The sequence below is a fragment of the Enterococcus sp. DIV1314a genome (assembly GCF_051713805.1).
In the GTDB taxonomy this organism is placed as follows: domain Bacteria; phylum Bacillota; class Bacilli; order Lactobacillales; family Enterococcaceae; genus Enterococcus_I; species Enterococcus_I aquimarinus.
In genome coordinates, this window is record NZ_JBIOQP010000001.1 from 940567 (window position 1) to 965059 (window position 24493).

The 24493-nt window shown below is 38.6% G+C and carries 24 protein-coding genes and 1 other annotated feature; of the genes, 4 read left to right on the top strand and 20 right to left on the bottom strand.

Features of this window, described 5'->3' with window-relative positions; all coding sequences use genetic code 11:
• The 3 genes from IGI68_RS04570 to yfmF all read right to left on the bottom strand — a co-directional run bounded on the left by IGI68_RS04570 (window position 1) and on the right by yfmF (window position 3563).
• On the bottom strand, window positions 1-903 hold the full coding sequence (locus IGI68_RS04570; protein ID WP_071874557.1) for a helix-turn-helix domain-containing protein: 903 nt from the start codon (window positions 901-903) through the stop codon (window positions 1-3).
• Between the two features lie 97 nt (window positions 904-1000).
• Window positions 1001-2302: an EF-P 5-aminopentanol modification-associated protein YfmH gene (gene yfmH, locus IGI68_RS04575; RefSeq protein ID WP_438730867.1), complete on the bottom strand. Its 1302-nt coding sequence runs from the start codon at window positions 2300-2302 to the stop codon at window positions 1001-1003.
• 4 nt (window positions 2303-2306) lie between these two features.
• A complete protein-coding gene (yfmF, locus tag IGI68_RS04580) occupies window positions 2307-3563 on the bottom strand; it encodes an EF-P 5-aminopentanol modification-associated protein YfmF (RefSeq protein WP_071874555.1) in 1257 nt (418 codons plus the stop codon).
• Window positions 3564-3721: 158 nt separating this feature from the next.
• On the opposite strand from yfmF, the gene mscL reads away from it, so the two are divergent.
• Window positions 3722-4144 carry a large conductance mechanosensitive channel protein MscL gene (mscL, locus tag IGI68_RS04585; protein ID WP_071874554.1) on the top strand — a complete coding sequence of 141 codons (423 nt, stop codon included), beginning with the start codon at window positions 3722-3724 and terminating at the stop codon, window positions 4142-4144.
• Between the two features lie 124 nt (window positions 4145-4268).
• Here the strand turns inward: mscL and IGI68_RS04590 are convergent, their stop codons facing one another.
• The 10 genes from IGI68_RS04590 to IGI68_RS04635 all read right to left on the bottom strand — a co-directional run bounded on the left by IGI68_RS04590 (window position 4269) and on the right by IGI68_RS04635 (window position 13435).
• The gene (locus IGI68_RS04590; RefSeq protein ID WP_071874553.1) at window positions 4269-4514 is read right to left on the bottom strand and encodes a Veg family protein; all 246 of its coding nucleotides are present in this window, start codon (window positions 4512-4514) and stop codon (window positions 4269-4271) included.
• Window positions 4515-4618: 104 nt separating this feature from the next.
• Entirely contained in the window at window positions 4619-5173 is a 555-nt protein-coding gene (locus IGI68_RS04595; RefSeq protein ID WP_071874552.1) for a sigma-70 family RNA polymerase sigma factor, read from the bottom strand.
• Between the two features lie 92 nt (window positions 5174-5265).
• Complete coding sequence (locus IGI68_RS04600) at window positions 5266-5799, bottom strand: NYN domain-containing protein (protein WP_273230163.1); 534 nt, start codon at window positions 5797-5799, stop codon at window positions 5266-5268.
• Window positions 5796-6617, bottom strand: coding sequence for a 23S rRNA (guanosine(2251)-2'-O)-methyltransferase RlmB (gene rlmB / locus IGI68_RS04605; RefSeq protein WP_438730874.1), 822 nt, complete (start codon window positions 6615-6617; stop codon window positions 5796-5798). The genes IGI68_RS04600 and rlmB overlap by 4 nt, the downstream gene beginning before the upstream one ends.
• Window positions 6610-7023 (bottom strand): Mini-ribonuclease 3, encoded by a 414-nt coding sequence (locus IGI68_RS04610; protein ID WP_071874549.1) that lies wholly within the window; start codon window positions 7021-7023, stop codon window positions 6610-6612. The genes rlmB and IGI68_RS04610 overlap by 8 nt, the downstream gene beginning before the upstream one ends.
• Window positions 7020-8432, bottom strand: a complete 1413-nt coding sequence (gene cysS, locus IGI68_RS04615) for a cysteine--tRNA ligase (RefSeq protein ID WP_273230167.1) — start codon at window positions 8430-8432, stop codon at window positions 7020-7022. The genes IGI68_RS04610 and cysS overlap by 4 nt, the downstream gene beginning before the upstream one ends.
• Window positions 8433-8493: 61 nt before the next feature.
• Window positions 8494-8696 (bottom strand) — a binding site (T-box leader).
• Entirely contained in the window at window positions 8697-10154 is a 1458-nt protein-coding gene (gene gltX, locus IGI68_RS04620; protein ID WP_273230169.1) for a glutamate--tRNA ligase, read from the bottom strand.
• A 162-nt stretch (window positions 10155-10316) separates the two neighbouring features.
• Window positions 10317-11444, bottom strand: coding sequence for a PIN/TRAM domain-containing protein (locus tag IGI68_RS04625; RefSeq protein WP_071874546.1), 1128 nt, complete (start codon window positions 11442-11444; stop codon window positions 10317-10319).
• Window positions 11445-11546: 102 nt separating this feature from the next.
• Window positions 11547-12917 (bottom strand): DNA repair protein RadA, encoded by a 1371-nt coding sequence (gene radA / locus IGI68_RS04630; protein WP_071874545.1) that lies wholly within the window; start codon window positions 12915-12917, stop codon window positions 11547-11549.
• Between the two features lie 11 nt (window positions 12918-12928).
• Window positions 12929-13435 (bottom strand): dUTP diphosphatase, encoded by a 507-nt coding sequence (locus IGI68_RS04635; protein WP_071874544.1) that lies wholly within the window; start codon window positions 13433-13435, stop codon window positions 12929-12931.
• A 195-nt stretch (window positions 13436-13630) separates the two neighbouring features.
• Between IGI68_RS04635 and proB the strand changes: the two genes are divergently transcribed.
• Both proB and IGI68_RS04645 read left to right on the top strand, forming a co-directional pair.
• On the top strand, window positions 13631-14437 hold the full coding sequence (proB, locus tag IGI68_RS04640) for a glutamate 5-kinase (RefSeq protein WP_071874543.1): 807 nt from the start codon (window positions 13631-13633) through the stop codon (window positions 14435-14437).
• A 1-nt stretch (window position 14438) separates the two neighbouring features.
• Window positions 14439-15686 (top strand): glutamate-5-semialdehyde dehydrogenase, encoded by a 1248-nt coding sequence (locus IGI68_RS04645; RefSeq protein ID WP_071874542.1) that lies wholly within the window; start codon window positions 14439-14441, stop codon window positions 15684-15686.
• 53 nt (window positions 15687-15739) lie between these two features.
• On the opposite strand, the gene IGI68_RS04650 is transcribed toward IGI68_RS04645, so the two are convergent.
• Complete coding sequence (locus IGI68_RS04650; protein WP_438733212.1) at window positions 15740-16558, bottom strand: ZIP family metal transporter; 819 nt, start codon at window positions 16556-16558, stop codon at window positions 15740-15742.
• A 207-nt stretch (window positions 16559-16765) separates the two neighbouring features.
• Between IGI68_RS04650 and IGI68_RS04655 the strand changes: the two genes are divergently transcribed.
• Window positions 16766-18388: an ABC-F family ATP-binding cassette domain-containing protein gene (locus tag IGI68_RS04655; RefSeq protein ID WP_438730882.1), complete on the top strand. Its 1623-nt coding sequence runs from the start codon at window positions 16766-16768 to the stop codon at window positions 18386-18388.
• A 104-nt stretch (window positions 18389-18492) separates the two neighbouring features.
• Here IGI68_RS04655 and dnaB read toward each other — a convergent pair whose 3' ends face one another.
• From dnaB to gyrA, 6 genes are all read right to left on the bottom strand, one after another.
• On the bottom strand, window positions 18493-19857 hold the full coding sequence (gene dnaB / locus IGI68_RS04660; RefSeq protein ID WP_071874539.1) for a replicative DNA helicase: 1365 nt from the start codon (window positions 19855-19857) through the stop codon (window positions 18493-18495).
• 140 nt (window positions 19858-19997) lie between these two features.
• On the bottom strand, window positions 19998-20450 hold the full coding sequence (gene rplI / locus IGI68_RS04665) for a 50S ribosomal protein L9 (RefSeq protein ID WP_071874538.1): 453 nt from the start codon (window positions 20448-20450) through the stop codon (window positions 19998-20000).
• Between the two features lie 227 nt (window positions 20451-20677).
• Entirely contained in the window at window positions 20678-20917 is a 240-nt protein-coding gene (rpsR, locus tag IGI68_RS04670) for a 30S ribosomal protein S18 (protein ID WP_071874537.1), read from the bottom strand.
• Window positions 20918-20941: 24 nt separating this feature from the next.
• Window positions 20942-21448, bottom strand: a complete 507-nt coding sequence (gene ssb / locus IGI68_RS04675) for a single-stranded DNA-binding protein (RefSeq protein ID WP_273230194.1) — start codon at window positions 21446-21448, stop codon at window positions 20942-20944.
• A gap of 42 nt (window positions 21449-21490) precedes the next feature.
• Window positions 21491-21790: a 30S ribosomal protein S6 gene (gene rpsF / locus IGI68_RS04680; RefSeq protein WP_071874535.1), complete on the bottom strand. Its 300-nt coding sequence runs from the start codon at window positions 21788-21790 to the stop codon at window positions 21491-21493.
• 220 nt (window positions 21791-22010) lie between these two features.
• A complete protein-coding gene (gene gyrA / locus IGI68_RS04685) occupies window positions 22011-24488 on the bottom strand; it encodes a DNA gyrase subunit A (RefSeq protein ID WP_071874534.1) in 2478 nt (825 codons plus the stop codon).
• Between the last annotated feature and the right edge of the window lie 5 nt (window positions 24489-24493).

A 24493-nucleotide genomic window follows, 5' to 3' on the forward strand; every position in this document is an offset into this window, starting at 1 on the left:
TTAACGATTCATCGCATAAGAAACGGTTAATGTCATATTTTTTTGTAAAAGAGGCATCGTTCCTTCTTTGAAAGGAATCAATTCTCCGTTTGCTTTCATATCCACATTGGCGCTGGCACCTAAGACAATGTTTGCTTGAGTTGCTCCTTCTGGCAAAGTCACACTTTGGCTGTCTCCGGGTTCTAACGTGTATTGCAAGACATATTCACCGTTAACCATCACACCTACCCAACAGCGTCCATCTAGGCCTATAAAGGTTAGTTCTAAGGGTGATTGTGCTTGTTCAATCGCAACGGTAACATCTTGTTGCGTTTGATGCGTCGTTTTAATGACCATTTCTTCTTTTTCTTGGGTCTCACTTGTCGTCGTTGTTTCAGTCGACTGTGTACTATCTGTTTCTTCAGTACTGTCTTCGGTGGTCGTCTCCGTGGTGATTTCATTCCGAACATCAATCGATGACGGACTCCCAATAATAGGATTCTGAGCATTATTTTGAATCGAAAGATACGCCACAATGGTTAAAATCGTCATTGCAATTAAGCCAATTAAAACCGTGGGTAAATAATCGACCCAATTTTTCTTTCGCTTCTGCTTCGTACTATTACTTGAACGCGATCCTTGAACCGTTTCAGGTTTTTCTCTTTTAGGCAATGGATCGCCAAAGGAAGCTTCCCCATCATAGATAGCGACCAATCGATCGCCATTTACACCTACGACTTCAGCATATTGGCGAATAAACGTCCGGACATAGTAATCGCCTGGTAGTAAGTCAAATGTGCCTTTTTCAATCGCTTCTAAATAACGCTTTTGAATTTTCGTTTTTTGCTGTAATTCATCTAGGCTAATATTTTTATTTAATCGAGCTTGACGAAGGTTATCGCCAATTAAAAGTTCGTTGCCCACTCGTCCATCTTCTCCAGTCTATAACTAAATTTAACTTTATCTAGAATAACATAAAACCCACGTTAATAAAGCGGTTTTCGCCATCCATGAAAAAAATTTAAACTTCTTTTTTTAATGGCTCTAAGTAGAATCGACTAAATGCTTTGTTTTGAATAAATTGTTCGCCGGCTATTAGACAGTCTGCTAATGTCATTTCTTGAATGAGTTGCGGCAAATCAAATAACGTATAATCGCCAAAAAGGTCTTGGGTGAATTGATTGGCAATATATTCTAAGGAGTTTAGTGATTGAAAATATTTTCCAAGCATTTTTTTCTTTAGCAAAGTAAAATTCTTTTCATTCACTTCTGAATCATCACGAAAATTTAACAGAATTTTTTGAATGCTTTCTGTAAATCGATCTGGTTCATTCGTATCCGTTGAGAAGTCAGCAAAATGAAAACCACGATCAAAAGAAAATTCAAAGCCAAAGGTGTCATCAATGACGCCTGATTGATATAGCTGCAAATAATTATGACTCGTATTTCCTAGTAACATTTCAAGCAAGAGATTGATTCCTGTGCGAAAAATAAGTTGATCTTTGGCATTAGATGGTAATTGTTCCTGAAAACCGCGAATACCTAAAACGGCTTTTGGTCGGTTCACGGGCATCTGGATGGCAGAAAAAGGAATGATTTCTGCCGCCGTTTCAACAGGGAATTCGCGGATGATTTCTTTTGTTTCCGAGAATTTTTTGCCAGCTTGGTTCACTTGGATCCACTCTAAAACTTCTTCAGGATTGACATCCCCAACAATAAACAGCGTCATATTGCTTGGGTGATAAAAAGTTTCATAACAAGTATACAAATCATCGGCGGTGATTTGATCAATACTTTCAACTGTTCCGGCAATATCAATATGTATTGGGTGTTTTGGATACAGATTATTTAAAATTCCAAAAAATTGACGCCAAACTGGATCATCTTGATACATTTGAATTTCTTGGCCAATAATCCCTTTTTCTTTTTCGACTGTTTCAGGCGTAAAATACGGTTCTTGCACAAAATCCAGTAATGTAAGTAAATTTTCTTTGACTTGATCGGTTGCTGAAAACAAATAACTTGTCCGTGTAAAACTCGTAAAAGCATTCGCCGAAGCGCCTTGCTCGCCAAATTTTTGAAAGATATCGCCGTCTTCTTTTTCAAATAATTTATGCTCTAAAAAGTGAGCAATACCATCTGGGACCGTTTTTAAAGATTCTCCTTTATAACCAAAAACATTATCAATTGAACCATAATTAGTACTAAATAAACCATATGTTTTATGGAAATCTTTTTTTGGTAAAATATAGACTTTTAATCCATTCGCTAAAACCTCTTCGTAAAGAGTCTCATTGATTTGTTCATATCTTTTTTTATTCATCGGCTTATTCTCCATCTAAAAAGAAGACTGCCTCTAAAGATACTTGCTGGGCAACTTCTTGTACTTCTTCTTTTGTGACACTCATGATGTGATTTAAAAACTGTTTTTGCGTTTGTTTTGTTTCCGGTAACCAATTCTCTAAGTATTTGGTCTCAATGAGCGATTGTGGATTATCTAAAGACAAGAGATATTGATTTTTTAACATCGCTTTTGTTTTTGCGAGCTCTTCATCACTAATTTCTCCTCGTTGCAAACTTGCTAACTGCGCTTCAATTAAAGCCATAGTAGCCGAACGGTTTTTTCCGTCAATTCCTGTTTGAACCGTCATTAATCCACGAAATGTATCAACACTGCTGGAAGCATAGTAAGCGAGACTCGCTTTTTCTCGAACATTCAAAAAGAGTTTCGAATGTGGGAATCCTCCAAACAAGCCATTGAAAATCATTAGCGGATACCGCTTCCTATCATCATAATAAATGTTAGTCGCATAGGCTAAATTTAATTTGGCTTGTAAAACCTCTTGGGTCAGTTGTTCTTCGCGAATCTGATTTTCTAACGGTTGACGATAGAAAATATCTGTTGTTTTGCGCAATCCTTGCGCAAAAGGAAGTTGTGCAATCTCTTTTTGAACAACTTCGGGCGAAAGATCGCCTACGACAAAGATATCAATGCAATCTTCTTCTAACATTTGGCGATAGGTCTCATTTAAATCACTAGCAGTCAGTTTTTCTAAATCGCTGACCTCACCGAAACTCGGTGTTTTTTGATCCTCATTTTTATTAAAATATAATTCTTGGACTTTTAACGAGGCTAAGGTTTGTTTATCTTCTTGAACACTTTCTAAATAGGCAATCAAGTTCTTTTTTTCTAACTCAAAAGTCGTCTGTTCAAATTGATTGTCGCAAATATTAGGATAAAATAGAATTTCCTTTAAAAACTGAACAGCTTGCGAGAAAACATCCTCTTGTTCGATATATTTGCCATTAACGACCGTCATCGAGACATTGACTTGGTGCAGATTGCCCCGTTTGCTAACATTTAAGCCAAAACTCGCCCCATATAATTCTGCTAATTTTGCACTCAAAGCTGTTTGAGTTGGGTAGTTTAAACTATTGGTTTCTAAAAGACTTGTTAATAACGTCCGACTCGTTGCTTTTTTACGTGTATGTGGTGTCGAAAATCGAATGAAAAGTCGGATTGTTTTAAATTTTTCAGTTGGAATCACTGTTAAAGAAATTCCTGGTTGAATGGGTATTGTCATGGACAAAGGCTCCTTTAAATAAATTAAATGATTCTGTTTTTTATTATAACATAGGAGTGATTTATCTTAGCCTAACATGCGTAAATAAAGTCTTTTCACTTTCGATTTTTGTTATTAACGGCTATAATCAGATTATCATTTGGAAAAGGAGCATTTAAATGAAAAAATTAGGCCAAGAATTTAAAGAATTTATTATCAAAGGAGATGCTTTAAACCTAGCAGTTGGCGTCGTAATTGGGAGTGCTTTTACCGCAATCGTTAATAGTTTAGTCACTAATTTAATCACACCTCTCATTGAATTATTTATTTCCCTCTTCCTTGATCGAGGCGAAACGATGGATGACGCTTTGAGTATTTTGAGCGTGACGATTAATGGTGTTTTATTTAATTTTAGTGCGATTATTAGTGCCATTATCACATTCATTATTACTGGTTTCGTTTTATTTTTAATGATTAAAGCAATCAATCGTGCGAAAAGAATGACGACTAAACCCGTTGCTGAAAAAGAAGAAGAAGTCGCAAAACCGAGCACCGAAGAATTACTTGCTGAAATTCGTGATTTATTAAAAGAACAAAAGTAAAGAATGATCGTCCCTAGTAAACTTCACTAGAACCCTTTTTGGATCACTTTGAACAACGATCCTTAAAAAACGGCGTTAAAAAAGCATTCATCAGCCTGAAGCTTGATGAATGCTTTTTTTATCCTTAAATTGCTTCAGTAACAAACTCAATTTCGACAGTTTTCGTTAAAACATCTGAATAACTGTATGATACTCGTTCAAAAGAGTTCTCTTCTGGATCTAAATCCACTACAAAAACAGAAGGATACGTTTCTGTTAAAATCCCACGTCGTTCGGTTTGGCGCTTACGTCCAGTTTGGGCAACTAACATAATCTTGCTCCCAATCCGATCTTCTAAATCTTGTTTAATCGTCGCTAAAGTTGCTGGCATTACGTTCACCTCACGAGTGCAATTATAACACATTTAATATAAAATTACAACTTTATCATAAAATCTTTTTCATTACAATTAGAATTTCATTATAATTTTTTCATTTATAAATATTCAGAAAAATAATTGGTAATTTTTCTTCTCGATCGATTATACGCACTCATTAATGACGCATCCGCCTTTAAAGCGTCATTTTCTGTAAGCGAAATACTCTGATATAACGCTTTCATTTCGAGAGGTGATAATAATTGCTGGCTTTCAGCAAATACTTCCTGTAGCAATAACTGTTGTAAGGCATCATCCGTATGGCTCGTGTATTCACAAAGATCTTCAAAGCCATCTGCAATCGTTTGTTCAAAAGAAACCGCCCCGATATTCGTTTTTCTTTTATAAGCAAATTCTCGGCGGATTAAACTGCGAATCCGATTTTCAAACGAACGTTTAAATAATACACCTAAAGAAGTTCCATAATCCGGTTCGAAAGCTTGGATACAATCATAAAAAATAATAAAACCTTCTTGAAACCAATCTTGTTCATCTAACTCTCGCAAAAAATATTTTTTTCTTAAACTATAAACGAGTGGCCGGTACTGTCGATACAATGCTTCTAGTGCTTCTTCATCCCCTTGTTTAGCGGCTAAAATTAACGTTGTCTGCACGAAAATTGCTCCTCTCTAATGATTATAAGAGGAGCATAGCATTTTTTATCTTACATGATTCTCATTTAGTTAGTCATCTTTTGCTGTGCCAGTTACTTCTTCTTTTTCTGACTTAATTCTGTCAATTTTTGATTTAAAAGAAGAAGTTGCTCATTATCCCAAGGAGAATTCCGGCGAAAATGACTAAATTTTAATTCTTTTTGATGATTTTCAATATTTTTATCATTTTTTTCCAGTAATTTATACAATTCACGAGCTGAAACTCTTAACGCTCCTTGAGAAAAAATGACCCATTGCTCCGCTAGATCACTGGTCGCTACCGTGACTTGAGTCAACACATTATTCAACTCTCCCGCCATTTTTTCAATATAGGTATCCGCAGTCGTTCCTTCTTCGGTAAAAATCACTTCTAAATGATGTTTACGATAACTTTGAGTGACTCCTGGTACCAGCTGGGCATCGAAGACTACAATGACTTCGATCCCTTCATATTTGGCATAACTAGATAACCGTTTTAGTAATAAATCGCGCGCGTCTTCCAATCGTTCTTGGTTTTTCAAACGCACTAATTCTGGCCAAAAACCAATCATGTTATAACCGTCAACAATGAGTATTTGCTTTTTCATAGTGATTCAAAGCCGCGTTGGCGAAACACTTCATACATCAATAAACTAGCAGCAACTGAAGCATTTAGACTTTGGACGTGTCCTGTCATCGGAATCGTTAACATTTCGTCAACTTCTTTTTTCAATCCCTCACTCATGCCTTTGCCTTCATTCCCAATAATTAAGGCAACAGAGCCTTTGGTGTTCCACTTGTCGTAAGAAGTTCCTTTCATATCCGTCCCAAAGATCCAAAAACCTGCTTCTTTAAGCTCTGTAATGGCTTGGCTTAAGTTTGTGACTCTAGCGATTGGGATGTGTTCGACGGCTCCTGTGGACGTTTTAACGACGACTGGTGTGATGCCAACCGAACGATGTTTTGGGATAATGACTCCGTCTACCCCACTGGCATCTGCCGTTCGTAAAATCGAACCAAAATTATGAGGATCTTCCAAACTATCTAAAATTAAGTAAAAAGAATGTTCTTTTTTCTGAGACAATAACTGCTTCAACGTCAAATATTCATACGGCGTAATCGCTAAAACAACCCCTTGATGCACCGCGTCTTGCGTCATACTGTCGAGTTTTTGTTTTGGTACCCATTTAACAGGAACCGCAAATTCTTGTGCCAGTGATTTCAACTGTTCAATTTTATCACCCCGGGCATCTTCTAAAACAAATAACTTATTGCCCCGTCCACTCTTTAAGGCTTCCGTAACACCATGATGACCAAAAACGAAATTTTCGGCAATTTCTTCCGAGCTTTTTTCTTGTTTCTTGAATGAATCGCGTTTCTCAAATTCTCTTTTTTTCGGTAATGATTGGGGTTTTTTCTTATTCATCGTCGCCAGTCCCTTCTTTCTTTTCTTCTACTTGTTGAATACACCACTTAACGAGACTTGCTACGCGTTCTTCTTGATCGGTTAAGTGTAAGTATCCTATAACAGACTCAAAGCCGGTAGACATTCGATACGTCTTAATATCCGTGTTCTTCGCACTTGTTTGACTCTTACTATTGCGGCCACGGCGATAAAAACCTTCTTCTTCCTCTGTTAAAATTTGCTGTTCGACCATTTTTTCAATCAACATTGCTTGGGCTTTCGCTGAGACATAGTGGGTAGCCAAGCGATGTAACTGGCTAGGTCTAGTCTGTCCTTGAGCCACTAAATGTTGACGAATATACGTCTCATAGACGGCGTCGCCTACATACGCTAACGCCAAACCATTTAATTGTCGGTAATCTCTCATTTTTCTCTTCTCCAACGGGTCCCTTGGGGGGTGTCTTCCAAGACAATGCCCTGTTCTTTAAATAAATCACGAATTTCATCGCTACGCGCAAAATTTTTCGCTAGCCGTGCTTGATTACGCTCAACGATTAACGCTTCAATTTCATCATCGATTAATTCTTTTTGCTCAAAATAAATACCAAAAATCGTTAATAGCTCACTAAATTCAGCGAGTACTCGTTCTAAAACGACGCTTGAAACACGCTCTTTTTGGCTATAAACATTAATTTTTTTCGCCATCTCATAAATCACTGTTATCCCATTTGCAGCATTAAAGTCATCATCCATCTCTTGAATAAACAGTGCAATTAATTGTTCCCATTGCGCTAAAAAAGTTTCGTCATCGGCTAATGATTCCACCGCATCTTTTAAGCGAAAACGCGCATTTTCATACGTCGTGCGTAAACGAGCTAAATTCGTTTCTGCTTCTTTAAAAGAAGTCTGGCTAAAGCGCAACGGTCGACGGTAATGCGTCGCCGCTAAAAAGAAACGTAAAATTTGTGGATCGTGTTGTTGAACAAGTTCATGAACGGTCACAAAATTCCCGAGTGATTTACTCATTTTTTCATCAATTTCACCAATTGTCACAAAGCCATTATGCATCCAATAATTAGCAAACGTTTTGCCTGTTTTCGCTTCACTTTGGGCAATCTCATTTTCATGATGCGGAAAAGCTAAATCTTGTCCGCCGCCATGAATATCAATCGTCTCACCTAAATGCTTTGTCGCCATTACGGAACATTCGATATGCCATCCTGGTCGACCGACGCCCCAAGGAGAATCCCAAGTAATCCCGCCATCATTCGTTTTTTTCCACAATGCAAAATCTAGCGGATCTTCTTTGATTTGTTGTTCATCGCCTGTTCGTTGGCTTGCACCAACTTCTAATTCATCAATCGATTGATCACTTAATTGACCATAGTGATGAAACTTGCGCGTCCGATAATAAACATCGCCATCTACCGCATAAGCATATCCTTTTTCAATTAAAACAGCGATAAAAGAGAGGATATCCGGAATATGATCCATCACTCTTGGTTGCAAATCAGCTGGTTTAACTTGTAACGCGGTCGAGTCTTCCGTGAAAGCCGTAATAAATTTGTTGGCTACTTCTGGCGCAGTCATCCCTAATTCTTTTGCCACACGAATAATTTTATCGTCAACATCGGTCACATTCGATACATAATGAACCGCATATCCCCGATACTCTAAATAACGTCGAATGGTATCAAATGCCACGGTACTTCGGCCATTCCCCACGTGAATATAGTTATAAACAGTTGGCCCACAAACATACATCCGGACTTTTCCTTCTTCGATAGGTTGAAACACTTCTTTTTGACGGCTTAAGGTATTATAAATTCGAATCATTTTTCTTTACTCCTTCCAACAGTTGAAATCAAAAAAACGCCTTTCAAATAAGTTTCCTTATTTAAAAGACGCAATCGTTGCGTGGTTCCACTTTTGTTCACAGAATGTTTTTCTGCCTTCCAAATGCGTAACGTGCACTTTCTCGTCTTTGATTTTCATCAAAGCCACTCCCAGGTGCATTTCCTCCGTCTTTTTAATTGCTTCCATCAACCGCAATCTTTCTGAAAAAAAGATAAGAGTACTTCGTCTGTTCGTTGTGTTTTTTTATAAAACTTGATTTAAATGAGCTAATGCTTTTTCACGACCAAGTAATTCTACCGTATCCGGTAATTCTGGACCATGCGTTTGACCAGAAACAGCCACACGAATCGGCATAAATAAGTTTTTCCCTTTAATGCCTGTTTCTTTTTGAACGGCTTTAATCGCTGCCTTCACTGTTGGTGCATCCACGACTTCCATCGTTTCTAATTGCGCTTTAAACGCTTCTAAAACCACAGGAACACTCTCACCTGCTAACACTTCTTTCGCCGCCTCATCTAGCACAGGATGATCCGTAAAGAATAAGTTTGATAATTCAACAATCTCAGCTGCAAAACTCATTTGTGGTTGGTACAACGCCACAATTTTTTGAATCCAAGCAAAACGTTCTGGACTTAATTCTGCTTCCAAACGACCTTCAGTAACGAGATAAGGAATCGCCATCTTCGTTAAGTCTTCAAGATCCATTTGTTTAATATAATGATTGTTAATCCATTCTAATTTCTTCGCATCAAAAGCAGCTGGTGATTTGCTGAGGCGATTAGCGTCAAACATTTCAATTAATTGCGCAGGTGAGAAAATTTCTTCTTCACCAACTGGCGACCAACCTAGTAACGTAATGAAGTTAAACATCGCTTCTGGTAAGTAACCTAGTTCACGGTATTGTTCGATGAATTGTAAAATCCCACCATCACGTTTACTTAGTTTTTTACCTGTTTCTGAGTTAATAATTAACGTCATATGACCAAATTGGGGATAATCCCACCCAAATGCTTCATAAATCATCATTTGTTTTGGCGTATTGGCAATATGATCATCGCCACGTAAAACGTGTGTAATTTGCATTTCATGATCGTCCACTGTTACTGCAAAATTGTATGTTGGCATGCCGTCACGTTTTAAGATGACAAAATCACCACCGACATTATCCGATTCAAAAACAATTTCACCTTTTACAAGATCATCAAAACGGTATTCTGCGTTTCTTGGTACGCGGAAACGAACAACAGGCTGAATGCCTTCTGCTTCTTTTGCCATTTGTTCTTCGACTGACAACTGGCTGCAAGTACCACTGTAACGAGGAATTTCGCCGCGGCTACGTTGTGCTTCGCGTTCTTCTTCTAATTCTTCTTCCGTACAGTAACATTTATAGGCACGGTTACTCGCTAATAGTTGATCAATCAGTGGTTGATAAATTTCCTTACGCTCAGATTGACGGTAAGGTGCGTACTTGCCAGGTTTTTCCGGTGATTCATCCCACTCAATACCTAACCATGCTAAGTTTTCTAATTGGCTTTTTTCACCTTCGTCAATATTGCGTTTTAAATCTGTATCTTCAATGCGAATAATAAACTCTCCACCATGATGACGAGCAAATAAATAATTAAATAGAGCTGTCCGAGCATTACCAATATGTAAGTGTCCCGTTGGACTTGGTGCGTAACGCACACGAATTTTTTTCATTTTCTTCATCCTTTGTCTAACAATTTGTGTGATACGTTTGATTGATCACTACTTGACTGAATTGTACATTTTATCTGGCCATTAGTAAAGGCACAAGACTAGAATTCCACGCGAGATTAGGCGTTTTGAGCGCTATTTTATCCTTCAAATAACCGCTTCTTGTTATTTACTCTCTTCGCTCGGATTCGTTATTCCCCGTCTAGAGTGCGCGGGACGAGCAAAAATCATCCGCCCTGCGGCTGTTTGGAGAGCACTTGTGACGATTACTTGAATTTGTTCATTCATGTAATGTTGCCCGTCTTCTACCACAATCATCGTCCCATCATCTAAATAAGCGACTCCTTGTTGTCTTTCCGTTCCCGCTTTGACAACGACGACTTCCATCGTTTCGCCCGGAATCACGACCGGTTTCACTGCGTTCGCTAAGACATTAATATTTAAGACCGGAACATTTTGGAATTCGGCTACTTTATTTAAATTGTAATCGTTCGTGACCACGACGCCATCAAGTAGTTTCGCTAGTTTTAATAACTTACTATCGACTTCCGTAATCTCTTCAAAATCACCTTCATACATTTCCACGGTAATGCCTTCTTCTTTTTGCAGTGCATTTAAAATATCTAACCCTCGACGGCCACGTACCCGTTTTAAGTTATCGCCAGAATCAGCAATGTATTGTAGTTCATATAAAACGAAATTCGGAATTAACAGTGTTCCTTCTAAAAAACCTGTTTTCGCGATATCATAAATCCGACCATCAATAATGACACTCGTATCTAAAATTTTGTACTTGCGAAAATGATCATCCACTTTGCGATCCAACATCTGATGATCGACATCTTGTTCCGCTTTTTTGTTCTTTGTCGTGAAAATCTTGAGCCACTCTTCCATCCGAGTCGTTCCCACTTGAAAACCTAAATAACCAAACAACAACATCAAAACGACCGGAATGACGCCATTAATAAATGGTACTTTCCAGGCAAAGAAAGGAATAGACAAGGTGACCGCTAAGACTAGCCCGATAATAGAACCGATTACTCCAAATAATAAGTAAGTCAGACTTAACTCACTTAGTCTTTTTTCAATTTTGTTAATACTGGCTGTAATATAGTTAACGACGAGTAGAGAAAATAAAAAAGAAATAAGTGCACCGATGATACTATTCGTTATCGTATTATTCAGCCATTCATTTTGGGCATAACCTAAAGCTAACCATGCCGTTGGTAGTAATGAAATCCCTAAACTCGCTCCTGCTACAATCAGCAAGGCACGAATGACGCGTTTTTGCATACTCAAACCTCCTATAATTTTATTTTATCTTTATAACTAACGCTAAAGAGCAAGAGAGTGTGTTCGCTTTCTTTGCTTGCTCTTTAGACGAGTATACCATGACTATTTAAATACTTTTCTTAAGGCTTCTTCTAATGTTGCCACCCCAACCACTTCAATATCTTTAGGTGGTTTCCAACTTGCGAGATTGTTTTTAGGCAAATAGACTTTCTTAAACCCTAATTTTTGAACTTCTTTGACGCGTTGTTCGATTGAAGTCACGCGCCGGATTTCTCCCGTCAAACCGATTTCTCCAATAAAACATTCGGTCGCACTCGTCCCTTTTTCTTTATAGCTCGAAGCAATACTAATCGCGGTAGCTAAATCGATTGCCGGCTCATTCAATTTCACACCACCAGCAGCTTTTAAATAAGCATCTTGATTTTGTAATAATAAGCCCGCTCGTTTTTCGAGCACTGCCATAATCAGCGATACGCGATTAAAATCGAGCCCGGTCGTGGTCCGCTTGGCATTACCAAACATGGTAGGTGTAATCAAAGCCTGAATTTCAACTAAAATGGGCCTTGTGCCTTCCATTGCGACGACAATCGCCGAGCCAGTTGCACCTGCTAATCGTTCTTCTAGAAAGACTTGGGAAGGATTCGAAACTTCGACTAAACCACCGCCGTGCATTTCAAAAATACCAATCTCATTTGTCGAACCAAAACGATTTTTAACGGCTCGTAAAATCCGAAAGTTTTGATGCTGTTCCCCTTCAAAATACAAAACGGTATCCACCATATGCTCGAGCATCCGAGGTCCGGCAATAGACCCTTCTTTGGTGACATGACCTACAATAAAAATAGCAATGCCATTGGTTTTTGCAATTTTTAATAGTTCCGCCGTTGTTTCGCGTACTTGACTGACACTGCCTGCCGCACTCGTAATATCCGGTTGGGTCATCGTTTGGATCGAATCAATCACCACGTAATTCGGTTGAATGTTCTCAATCGCTTGTCGAATATCATGCATATCCGTTTCACCATACAAATAAAATTCATCCTTAATCGCGCCCAAACGCTCCGCCCGCATTTTGATTTGTTCCGCACTTTCCTCTCCCGAAACATACAAAACCGTGCCTCCCGTTTCCGCCAACTGTTGTGAAACTTGAAGCAAGAGTGTCGACTTCCCAATTCCAGGATCACCGCCAAGTAGCACCATTGATCCTGGAACGACGCCGCCACCTAGAACCCGATTAAGTTCTTCCATTTTTGTCTTCACTCGTGGTTCTTTGCGAGGAACCACTTCGTTTAGCTTCATCGGTTGCATTTTTTGTCCCGTTAACGTAGTCCGGCTCCGACGATCACTTTTATTTTCAACTTTTTCCTCTACCAAAGAGTTCCAACTGTTACATTGCGGACATTTCCCCAAATAACGAGGAGAGATATAGCCGCAATGTTGACACTCAAATTGCGTCTTTACTTTTTTTGACAAATTGACTCCTCCTATTCTTGATTAGATGAGCCAAATCCGCCTGTCCGTTCACCAAGACTCTCATCTTGATCGGCTTTTAAAAATGGTAAGAAAATGCCTTGACCAATTTTCTCTCCTTTTTTAATTTGGACATCTTTTAGACCAACGTTCGTAAATTGAAACATAATATGTCCTTCATTTGCGGGGTTATTGTAGTAATCACTATCAATCACGCCTACACCATTACTTAAAACCAAGAAGCGTTTCAAAGGATTACTTGATCGATTGGCTAATTGCAAGAATTCTTCTTCTCCCATATACGCTTTAATTCCCGTAGGAACGAGAACGGGTTTGATAGCTTTTTCTATTTTTTGTTCCGCGCCAATGCGTCGACTAAACCATTGTTTCCAAATACTGGGAATCACCATATCTTCAGCAGCTGCAAAATCATATCCAGCTGCTTGATGCGTTGCTCTTTTTGGTACTTCAATTTCTTTATTTTGATAAGCGGTAACCACTTCAAATCCACGTTTTTTCATGTCTTTCCTCCAATAAAATAGTACTCCTTATTTTACCATAACTTCGTTCGAATTTAGACAATCCCTTCAAATAGTCTAAATTTTTACTAATATTTAGATAATTTGAAAGTGAGATGAATAAAACATGACGAAATGATAAATTACGAGTACAATAGGAAAAAGGATTTTACTATCAAATTCGTATGAGGTGAAGAAATGCGTCAATCGTTACAATCTGCTAAACGAATCGTCATCAAAGTCGGAACCAGCTCTTTAATTCATCCTAATGGCATGATTAACTTAGCTGCCATTGATGAATTAGCTTTTGTGCTAACCGACTTAAGAAATAAAGGAAAAGAAATTATTTTAGTCTCTTCCGGCGCTGTTGGCGTTGGGATGCACCAATTAAACTTGTCAAAACGGCCAACTTCTATTCCCGAACAACAAGCGGTCGCGGCTGTGGGGCAAGCGGCCTTAATGAATATTTATAACCATCGCTTCATCAGCTACAGCCAACAAACGGCCCAGATTCTCTTAACTCGGGACGTCATCGAATTTCCTGAAAGTCGCCAAAACGTTATCAACACACTTGAACAACTGCTTGCCATGGGAATCATCCCCATTATTAACGAAAACGATACAGTCGCTGTTGATGAATTAGATCATTCAACGAAGTTTGGTGATAATGATCAACTCTCTGCTATTGTTGCGCAACTGATCTATGCCGATGTCTTAATCATGTTATCTGACATTGATGGCTTTTATTCTGATAATCCTTCCACTAATCCGGATGCCGTCCTTTATCCACATGTTCCCGCGATTACACAAGAAATCATGGAAAAAGCCGGTGGATCGGGTAGTATTTTTGGTACAGGTGGAATGAATAGTAAATTAAAAGCCGCGCAACGTATTTTTGATATCAATCGTGCAATGGTGCTCGCCAATGGAAAACAACCAAAAATTATTTTTAATATTTTAAATGGGGATGAAATTGGCACACTCTTTAAAAAGGGGGAAAAATAAAATGACCGATTTAATCCAATTAGGGAAACAAGCAAAAAGCGCAAGTTCACAACTTGCCTTACTTGAAACGAGTCGAAAAAATGATTTACTTGAAAAAATGGCAACTGCGTTAGAAGAACATATTCCAGCCATTTTAGAGGCGAATGAAAAAGACTTATCACGGGCTGCTGATTATGGGATTAGTGACACGATGCAAGACCGCTTGCGTTTAACTAAACAACGTATTATGGATATGTCCGCCGGGATTCGTCAAATCGCGACATTGCCTGATCCGATTGGTGAAGTTGACAAAATGTGGAAAACCGTTGATGGTTTAATGATTGGGCAACAACGCGTACCCTTAGGTGTGATCGGAATTATTTATGAATCACGTCCAAATGTCACAACCGATGCTGCGAGCCTTTGTTTTAAATCAGGAAATAGTGTGATTCTACGCGGAGGAAAAGAAGCCATTCATTCGAACCAAAAATTAGTGGCTATTCTGCAAGACTCCTTGATAGAAAATGATTTCTCGCCGTACGCTATCCAACTCATTACTGATTCTTCTTATGAAGTTGCCAATGAATTTATGCGTTTAAATGACTATTTAGACGTACTCATTCCTCGTGGAGGAGCGAATTTAATTCGTCGCGTCAAAGAAAATGCGACTGTCCCCGTCATTGAAACAGGAACAGGCAATAATCATATTTACATTGATTCCGATATTGATTTACAAATGGCTTTAAATATCGTAGTAAATGCGAAAGTCCAACGACCTTCTGTTTGTAATGCCATCGAAACGATTTTAGTCCATGAAGCGATTGCTCCTACTTTTTTACCGGCTATTGAAACAGTCTTACTAGCAGAAAATGTGGCCTTACGAGGCGATGAAAAAGCCCTCACGTATTTAACGAACGCGACACTTGCGACACAAGAAGATTTTGAAACAGAATATTTAGAGTTAATCTTAGCAATCAAAGTCGTGTCTTCGTTAGATGAAGCACTGAATCATATTAATCAATACAGCACTAGACACTCTGAAGCGATTATTACTAATAACTACTTTGCTTCCCAACGCTTTTTAAATGAAGTCGATGCAGCAGCCGTTTACGTCAATGCTTCCACACGCTTTACCGATGGCTTTATGTTTGGCTTTGGAGCAGAAATTGGTATTTCGACGCAGAAACTTCATGCCAGAGGACCGATGGGCTTGAATGAACTTACTTCCACAAAATATATTGTTTACGGTAATGGACAAGTCCGTTCTTAAAATAAAAAACGACAAGTATGATTCCGTTCAGAATCATACTTGTCGTTTTTGGATTACCCTAATGCGACATCCAAAATCATCATCACGATAAAACCGAGCATCGTGCCAAAAACACCAAAGTGACGGTGTCCTTCAGTTGAAATTCGCGCTTCCGGGATCAACTCTTCGACTACCACATAAATCATCGCGCCTGCCGCAAACGCCAAGGCATACGGTAAAATAGATGTCATTTGTGTCACTAGTAGCGCACCCAATACTCCTGCAATCGGTTCAACTAGTCCTGAAGCTTGTCCATGAAAGAATGCTTTTCCTCGACTAAGTCCTTCTTGTTGTAAAGGAATTGAAACCGCTGCGCCTTCTGGGAAATTTTGAATACCCACACCAATTGCGAGTGCTACCGCTCCGAAAACGGCTACGCGTGGATCATCCGCACTCGCTGCAGCTCCAAATGCTACTCCTACAGCTAATCCTTCAGGAATATTATGTAGCGTAATCGAGAAAACCAATAGAATGGTTCGTTTAAAGTGACTCGGGATTCCTTCTTCTTCATGATTTGAGCCAAAATGAATATGTGGTAAAATTTTATCTGCCGCATATAAGAACAAACCGCCTAACCCAAAACCAATCGCCACCACTAACCAAGCAATATCGCCATTTTGCTCAGCCTGCACAATGGCTGGATCTAACAACGACCAAAAACTCGCTGCGATCATGACGCCAGAAGCAAAACCTAACATGAGGCTTAAGACATTCCGATTTAACGTACGAAATAAAAAAACTAACCCCGCTCCCGCAGCCGTCATCAAATAAGTAAACCCCGTCCCTACTAATGCTTGCTGCCAAGGCAGTAATCCCATCAACCAATCCATGATTTTCTAACACTCCTTTTTGACTTTCCATCATTTTCTTCTATCATATCATAATTTCTAGAAATCGCATTCTTTTTTTAGGTAGTCCGAATTCTTAAGTAAATTCAAGTATCTTTCCGTCATTTACTTGAAAGTTTCAACTATTACTACTATAATGCAAAGAGACCTTTGGCAATGAAAAGGCAATAAAAATTAAAGTGAGGAAAAAAATTGATTACAGTAAGTGATGTTAGTTTGCATTTTTCAGATCGCAAACTTTTTGATGATGTAAATATTAAATTTATCCCTGGAAACTGTTACGGTTTGATTGGTGCAAATGGTGCTGGTAAGTCAACTTTTTTAAAAATTTTATCTGGAGAAATTCAACCTTCAACCGGGAACGTGATTCTTGGTCCAGATGAACGTTTAACGGTATTAAAACAAGACCATTATAATTATGATGACTATAGTGTAATGGAAACCGTAATTATGGGGCATAAAACGCTCTATAATGTCATGAAAGAAAAAGATGCTATTTATATGAAAGAAGATTTTAGTGATGCCGATGGTCTGCGTGCCGCAGAACTAGAAGGCGAATTTGCCGAACTCGATGGTTGGGAAGCAGAACCAGAAGCTGCAGTCTTATTACAAGGATTAAATATTCCTGAACATTTACACCATCTTCAAATGAAAGAATTAAATGCGGGCCAAAAAATTAAAGTTCTCTTAGCGCAAGCGCTCTTTGGTAAACCCGATGTGCTATTACTCGATGAGCCGACTAACGGCCTTGATATCCAATCAATCGCTTGGTTAGAAGAATTTTTAATTAACTTTGAGAATACCGTTATCGTCGTTTCCCATGACCGTTACTTCTTAAACAAAGTATGTACGCACATGGCGGACTTAGATTTTGGAAAAATTCAACTATTTGCTGGTAACTATGACTTTTGGTTAGAATCCAGTCAATTAGCGCAAAAATTACAATCACAACAAAATGCTAAAAAAGAAGATCAAATCAAAGAATTACAAGAATTTATTGCTCGTTTTAGCGCTAACGCTTCAAAATCAAAACAAGCAACGTCTCGTAAAAAAACCTTAGACAAAATTACCTTAGATGATATAAAACCTTCGTCCAGACGTTACCCGTTCGTTGGCTTTAAACCGGAAAGAGAAATCGGCAATGACTTACTCCAAGTCGATAATCTAAGTGTGACAATTGAAGGCAAAAAAATCTTAGACAACATCAGCTTTACGTTGAACAAAGATGACAAAGTTGCTTTCTTAGCAAATGATGACATTACGACAACAACCTTATTTAAAGTACTCATGGGTGAAATCACTCCCGACTCCGGTACTATTCGTTGGGGTGTCACAACCAGTCAAACCTATTTACCGAAAGATCCAAGTGCTGAATTTGATAATGACTTGACGATTGTCGATTGGTTACGTCAGTACGCAAATAAAGAAGAAGACGACAATACGTTCTTACGCAGTTTCTTAGGTCGTATGTTGTTTTCTGGTGATGAAGTCTTGAAGAAAGTTAATGTATTGTCTGGGGGAGAAAAAGTTCGTTGTATGTTATCTAAAAACATGTTATCAAAAGCGAATGTCCTTGTTTTAGATGATCCAACGAATCACTTAGACTTAGAATCGATTACTGCCCTAAATGATGGCTTAATTGCATTCTCAGGTTCGATTTTATTCGCTTCTCATGACCATCAATTTATCCAAACGATTGCGAACCGTATTATTATGGTTTCAGATAACGGCGTAGTCGATCGTGCTGATACAACATATGATGAATTTTTGGAAAATAAAGATGTTCAACAACGTGTCGCAGCCTTATATGCCTAATAAAAACCCATTGAAGTCGTCACTTCAATGGGTTTTTGCTTACTATTTATATCCATCACATCAACATACGATGAACTCACTTGCTTCTTACCTTTATTCAGTGCTTAAGAATAGTCATCACGAGGAGATAAAGAAGAAAACTTGTTGTACTCTTTAATAAAGAGTAACTCAACCGTTCCACGTGCTCCACTCCGGTTTTTCTCAATAATCACTTCAATCACATTATTATTACTTTGTTCCTCTTCTTCTTCATCACCTTCGCGTTGATAATAATCGTCACGATATAAAAATGCAACAATATCCGCATCTTGCTCAATCGAACCCGATTCTCGGATATCACTTAAGACTGGGCGCTTATCTTGACGTTGTTCAACACCACGCGATAATTGGGACAAAGCAATTACAGGAACTTTTAGTTCTTTGGCTAACGTTTTTAACTGCCGAGAAATTTCAGAGACTTCTTGTTGGCGGTTTTCGCGTCCCGTTCCTTCAATCAATTGTAAGTAATCAATTAAAATAAGCCCTAGATTGCCTGTTTCTTGTGCTAATTTCCGACATCTAGCACGGATTTCTGAAATTTTAATCCCCGGTGTATCATCAATATAAATACTTGCACGCGATAAACTCCCCATCGCAACAATTAAATTACGCCATTCTTCTTCGTTCAATTGGCCCGTTCTTAGATGGCTTGCTTCAATTGAACCTTCCGCACAAAGCATCCGATTCACTAAAGATTCCGCACCCATTTCTAGACTGAATATCGCAACCGTTTTATCTGTTTTTGTGCCAACGTTTTGTGCAATATTCAGTGCAAAGGCCGTCTTACCTACGGCCGGACGCGCTGCTAAAATAATCAACTCTTCTTTTTGTAACCCCGCTGTCATTTTATCGAGTGCCTGATAACCAGTAGGTAGACCTGTAATTTCTTCATTATTTTGTGCTAACCGATCGATTGTTTCTATTGATTGATTCAACACATCTGCAATGGACTGAAAACCCGTACTGTTCCGTTTTTCAGATACTTCTAAAATACTACGCTCTGCTTCATCAACAATCGCTTGAACTTCTTCTCCTTGTTCAAAACTTTTCACCACAATCTGATTAGCCGTTTGGATTAACTGACGTAAAAGAGACTTATCATCAACGATTTTAGCATAATAACTAACACTCGCAGAAGAAGGTGTTGATTGACTCAACTCACTCAGATAGCTAATGCCACCAATATCTTCCAAAGCATTACTTTTCTCAATTTCTGCTTTTAGCGTCACTAAATCGATGGCTTCTCCCCGATTGCTTAATTGAATCATGCTTTGAAAAATAATTTGATGACTTCTACGATAAAAAGAGCGCGGAGTAACAATTTCCATCGCATCAATTAATGTATCACTATCAAGAAAAATGGCACCTAATACGGCTTGTTCTGCTTCAATATCTTGTGGTGGAATCTTATCTTGCCAAACTTCATTCATGCTTTTCTCTCCTAATTTCCTTGCTACTATTTCTTTACTGTCGAGGATTGCGGCAAATAAATACGGATGACAAAGAAAAAGCGATTTTATTCCCTTAAAAGAGCAGGAAATTTATCGCCCTCTTCGTATCTCGTCGATTGTTACCCTTGTACCACATGAACGTTAATAATCGCCGTTACTTCATGATGCAATTTAGCTGGTACTTTCGTATAACCTAAACTACGAATTGGTTGTTTTAAATCTAATTTGCGTTTATCAATTTTAATTTGATATTGTTTTTGCAAAGCATCGGCAATTTGTTTCGACGGAATTGAACCAAATAAGCGACTGTCTTCCCCCGCTTTTGCTTTAATTTCAACAACCGTTCCTTCTTTTTCTAACATTTCTTTCAAAACTTGAGCTTCTTTTAAAATTTCAGCTTCTTGTTTCGCTTTTGCTTTATTTTGACCCGCTACTTGAGCTAAACTTTCTTTTGTCGCTTCAACCGCTAATTTATTTTTAATTAAATAATTTTGCGCATAGCCTGTTGGAACTTCTTTTACGTCCCCTTTTTTGCCTTTTCCTTTAACATCTTCTAAAAAAATAACTCGCATATTATCGCTCCTATTCTATCATTCATGTATACTTTATATTTCAGAAGGAAAAAACCTTCATTTAGCTCTCCATTTTCAGTCAGATGACCAACGATATCTTCTAGCTTTTTTATTTTATAAAGAAAGAATACATTCATTTTAGCACATTTTTATGAATTCTGGGATACTGTCTTTTTTTGTTTCACGTGAAACAAAAAAAGACCTCACCTATTGTGAGATCTTCGTGATTAATTTTCTTCGCCTACGAATGGAAGTAATCCCATAATACGTGCACGTTTAATTGCAACAGTTAATTTGCGTTGGTTTTTCGCTCCTGTACCTGTTACACGACGTGGTAAAATTTTTCCACGCTCAGAAATAAATCTTTTTAATAGTTCAATGTCTTTATAATCGACATGTTCGATATGGTTTGCTGCAAGATAGTCGACTTTACGACGTTTGCGCCCGCCTCTTCTTTGTTGTGCCATCCTTATTTCCCTCCTATCAATTTCTTAGAATGGTAAATCATCGTCTGAAATGTCAATTGACGAGCCACCAAATGGATCTGATGTGTCTCGATCAAAATTCGGCATTCCGGTTGTTTTTTGATTCGATTGGTTTTGATTGTTACTGTTTCCAAAGCTCGGTTGATTTTGACTAAAATCTTCACTAGGTGCTGAACGACGTTGTTCATTGGCTGCGCGAGATTCTAATAACTGGAAGTTTTCTGCTACGACTTCTGTAACATAGACTCTTTGACCTTGTTGATTTTCGTAATTTCTTGTTTGAATACGACCTGTTACACCAATCAGAGAACCTTTTTTAGCATAGTTCGCTAAAATCTCTGCAGATTTCCGCCAGATCACACAATTAATGAAGTCTGTTTCTTTCTCACCATTTTGGCTTGAAAAATTACGGTTTACTGCAAGAGTAAAAGTTGCTACTGCCGTGCCACTTGAAGTATAACGCAAATCAGGGTCTTTGGTTAATCTACCTACTAATACAACATTATTAATCAAAACTGATCATCCTCTCATCGTTTTGTTTCACATGAAACAATTTTATGCTTCTTCTCTGACAATCATGTGACGAACGATATCGTCGTTGATTTTAGCAAGACGATCAAATTCATTGATTGCACTTGCGTTTGATGGAGCAGAAACTTTAACGATGTGATAAATACCTTCACGGAATCCGTTAATTTCATACGCTAGACGGCGTTTTTCCCAATCTTTTGACTCGATAACTTCAGCTCCGTTATCTGTTAAGATTGAATTGAAACGGTCGATTAATACAGTTTTTGCTTCTTCATCAATGTTTGGTCGAATAATATATAAGATTTCATATTTCGCATTTTCCATTGATTTCACCTCCCTATGGACTTAGGCTCCTTCTTTTTGAAAGAGCAGAGAAAGTGGTCATAAATGACTACTCACGGAAAATAATTATACACGTTTGTTTTGCCATATGCAAGTGTTTCAACTGATATCCCTCGAAAATAATTGTCATTATAGCTAATTTACGCTAAATCAAAGCAAAAATTTCTCATTCGGACGTGAATGAGAAATTTTTTGCTATCATTTATTCTTCGACAATTGGATTTTCCTCTACTTCTACCACAACTTCGGGTTCACTTTCAACCGTCGCCATAGTAATGACTTTCGCATCGTCTTCCATCTTAATTAGACGAACACCTAATGTCGCACGTCCTGTTTGTGAAACAGAAGCTGCATGGAAACGAATCATAATCCCTTTATCGGTAATTAATAAAATATCTTCTTTCCCTGAAACCGTCGTTAAACCTGCTAATGGACCATTTTTTTCAGTGATATTAGCGGTCTTGATTCCTTTACCACCACGACCTTTAATCGGATAAGCTGAACCTAACGTCCGCTTACCATAGCCATTTTCGGTAATTACTAGGACTTCGTCCCCTTCTCGGATAATCGCAGCACCAATCACATAGTCATCCGCTCTTAAACGCACACCACGCACGCCTGCTGCCGTCCTCCCCATATCCCTTACAGCTTCTTCTTGGAAAGTCACACTATAGCCTGTATGCGTTCCGATGATCATCACATCTGAGCCGGTTGTTTTCAAAACGTTGACTAATTCATCGTCTTCTTTAAGACCAATGGCAATCAGTCCGTTACTGCGAATATTCGCAAACGCGGTAACAGAAGTCCGTTTGACCACACCTAGACGTGTTGTAAAGAATAAGTACCCTGTCCCAGCTTGGTCTTCTTTTGTTACAGGAACGATTGTTTGGATTTGCTCGTTGGAGTCAATTCCTAATAAGTTGATGACTGGAATTCCTTTTGCCATCCGACCATATTCTGGAATTTCATATCCTTTTGCTCGATAAACCTTCCCTGCATTCGTAAAGAATAAGAGCGTATCGTGTGTGGAGCAAGAAATTAAGGTTTGAACATAATCTTCTTCGTGAACACCCATTCCTTGGACGCCACGACCACCCCGACGCTGTGCTCGGAATTCCGTATTGGCTACACGTTTAATATAGCCGTTGTTCGTTAACGTAATCACGATTTCTTCTTCTTCAATTAAATCCTCATCTTCTAGACTCAAGACTTCTCCTACGAGTAGCTCCGTTCGACGAGCATCGCCGAAACGCTCACCAACTTCATGAAGTTCGGTTTGAATGATTTCAAGTACCCGTTCTGGTTTCGCTAAAATATCGGCTAAATCAGCAATTAATAATAATAATTCTTGGTATTCATTTTCAATTTTATCCCGTTCTAAGCCTGTTAAACGACGCAAACGCATGTCTAAAATCGCTTGGGCTTGACGATCTGAGAATGAAAAACGGGTAATTAAAGTTTCCTTTGCAATCGCATCGGTATTCGAACCACGAATGATCGCAATAATCTCATCGATATGGTCTAAAGCAATACGTAAAGCTTCCAAAATATGAGCCTTATCTTCTGCACGTTGTTTATCAAAAGCAGTTCGGCGAGTCACGACTTCTTTTTGGTGTTCAATATAATTTTCTAAAATCCGTTTGACACTTAAGACTTTCGGAACACCATTTTCGATTGCTAACATATTAAAACCAAATGATGTTTGTAACGAAGTCATTTTATATAAATTATTTAAAATAACGGAAGCACTCACATCGCGACGAACATCAATGACAATCCGCATACCTTCTCTTGAAGACTCGTCTCTTAAATCCGTGATACCTTCGATACGTTTCTCCCGGTGTAATTCCGAAATCCGTTCGATTAATTTAGCCTTATTCACCATGTAAGGTAATTCCGTCACTAAAATTCGTTCACGACCATTCGCTTTTTCGATAATATCCACTTTCGCACGAATAATAATGGATCCACGACCGGTTTCATAAGCGCGACGAATTCCTGATTTCCCCATGACAAGACCTGCTGTTGGAAAATCTGGCCCAGGTAATACTTCCATGATTTCAGCTGTCGTAGCATCCGGGTTAGCCATTAAGACATCAATCGCTGCAATCACTTCATTCAAGTTGTGCGGCGGAATATTAGTTGCCATTCCTACGGCAATTCCCGTTGTACCGTTAACTAAAAGATTGGGAAAACGAGCGGGTAAAACTTCTGGTTCACGCTCGGAATCATCATAGTTACTCTTAAAGTCGACCGTTTTTTTGTTGATATCACGCAACATTTCAAGCGCTAATTTACTCATCCGCGCTTCGGTGTAACGCATCGCAGCCGCGCCGTCTCCATCAACTGAACCAAAGTTTCCGTGTCCATCCACTAACATGTAGCGGTAACTAAACGGTTGCGCCATCCGAACCATCGATTCATAAATCGCACTATCACCATGGGGATGATATTTCCCCATAACGTCTCCCACAATCCGGGCAGACTTTTTATGAGGCTTATCAGGCGTTACGCCTAGTTCATGCATACCGTATAAAATACGACGATGCACAGGTTTTAAACCGTCTCGGACATCCGGTAAGGCACGAGAAACAATAACACTCATGGCATAATCGATGAAGGATTCTTTCATTTCACTTGTTAGATTAATTTCCTGAACATTTTTTTGATTATCTTCCAAAACTC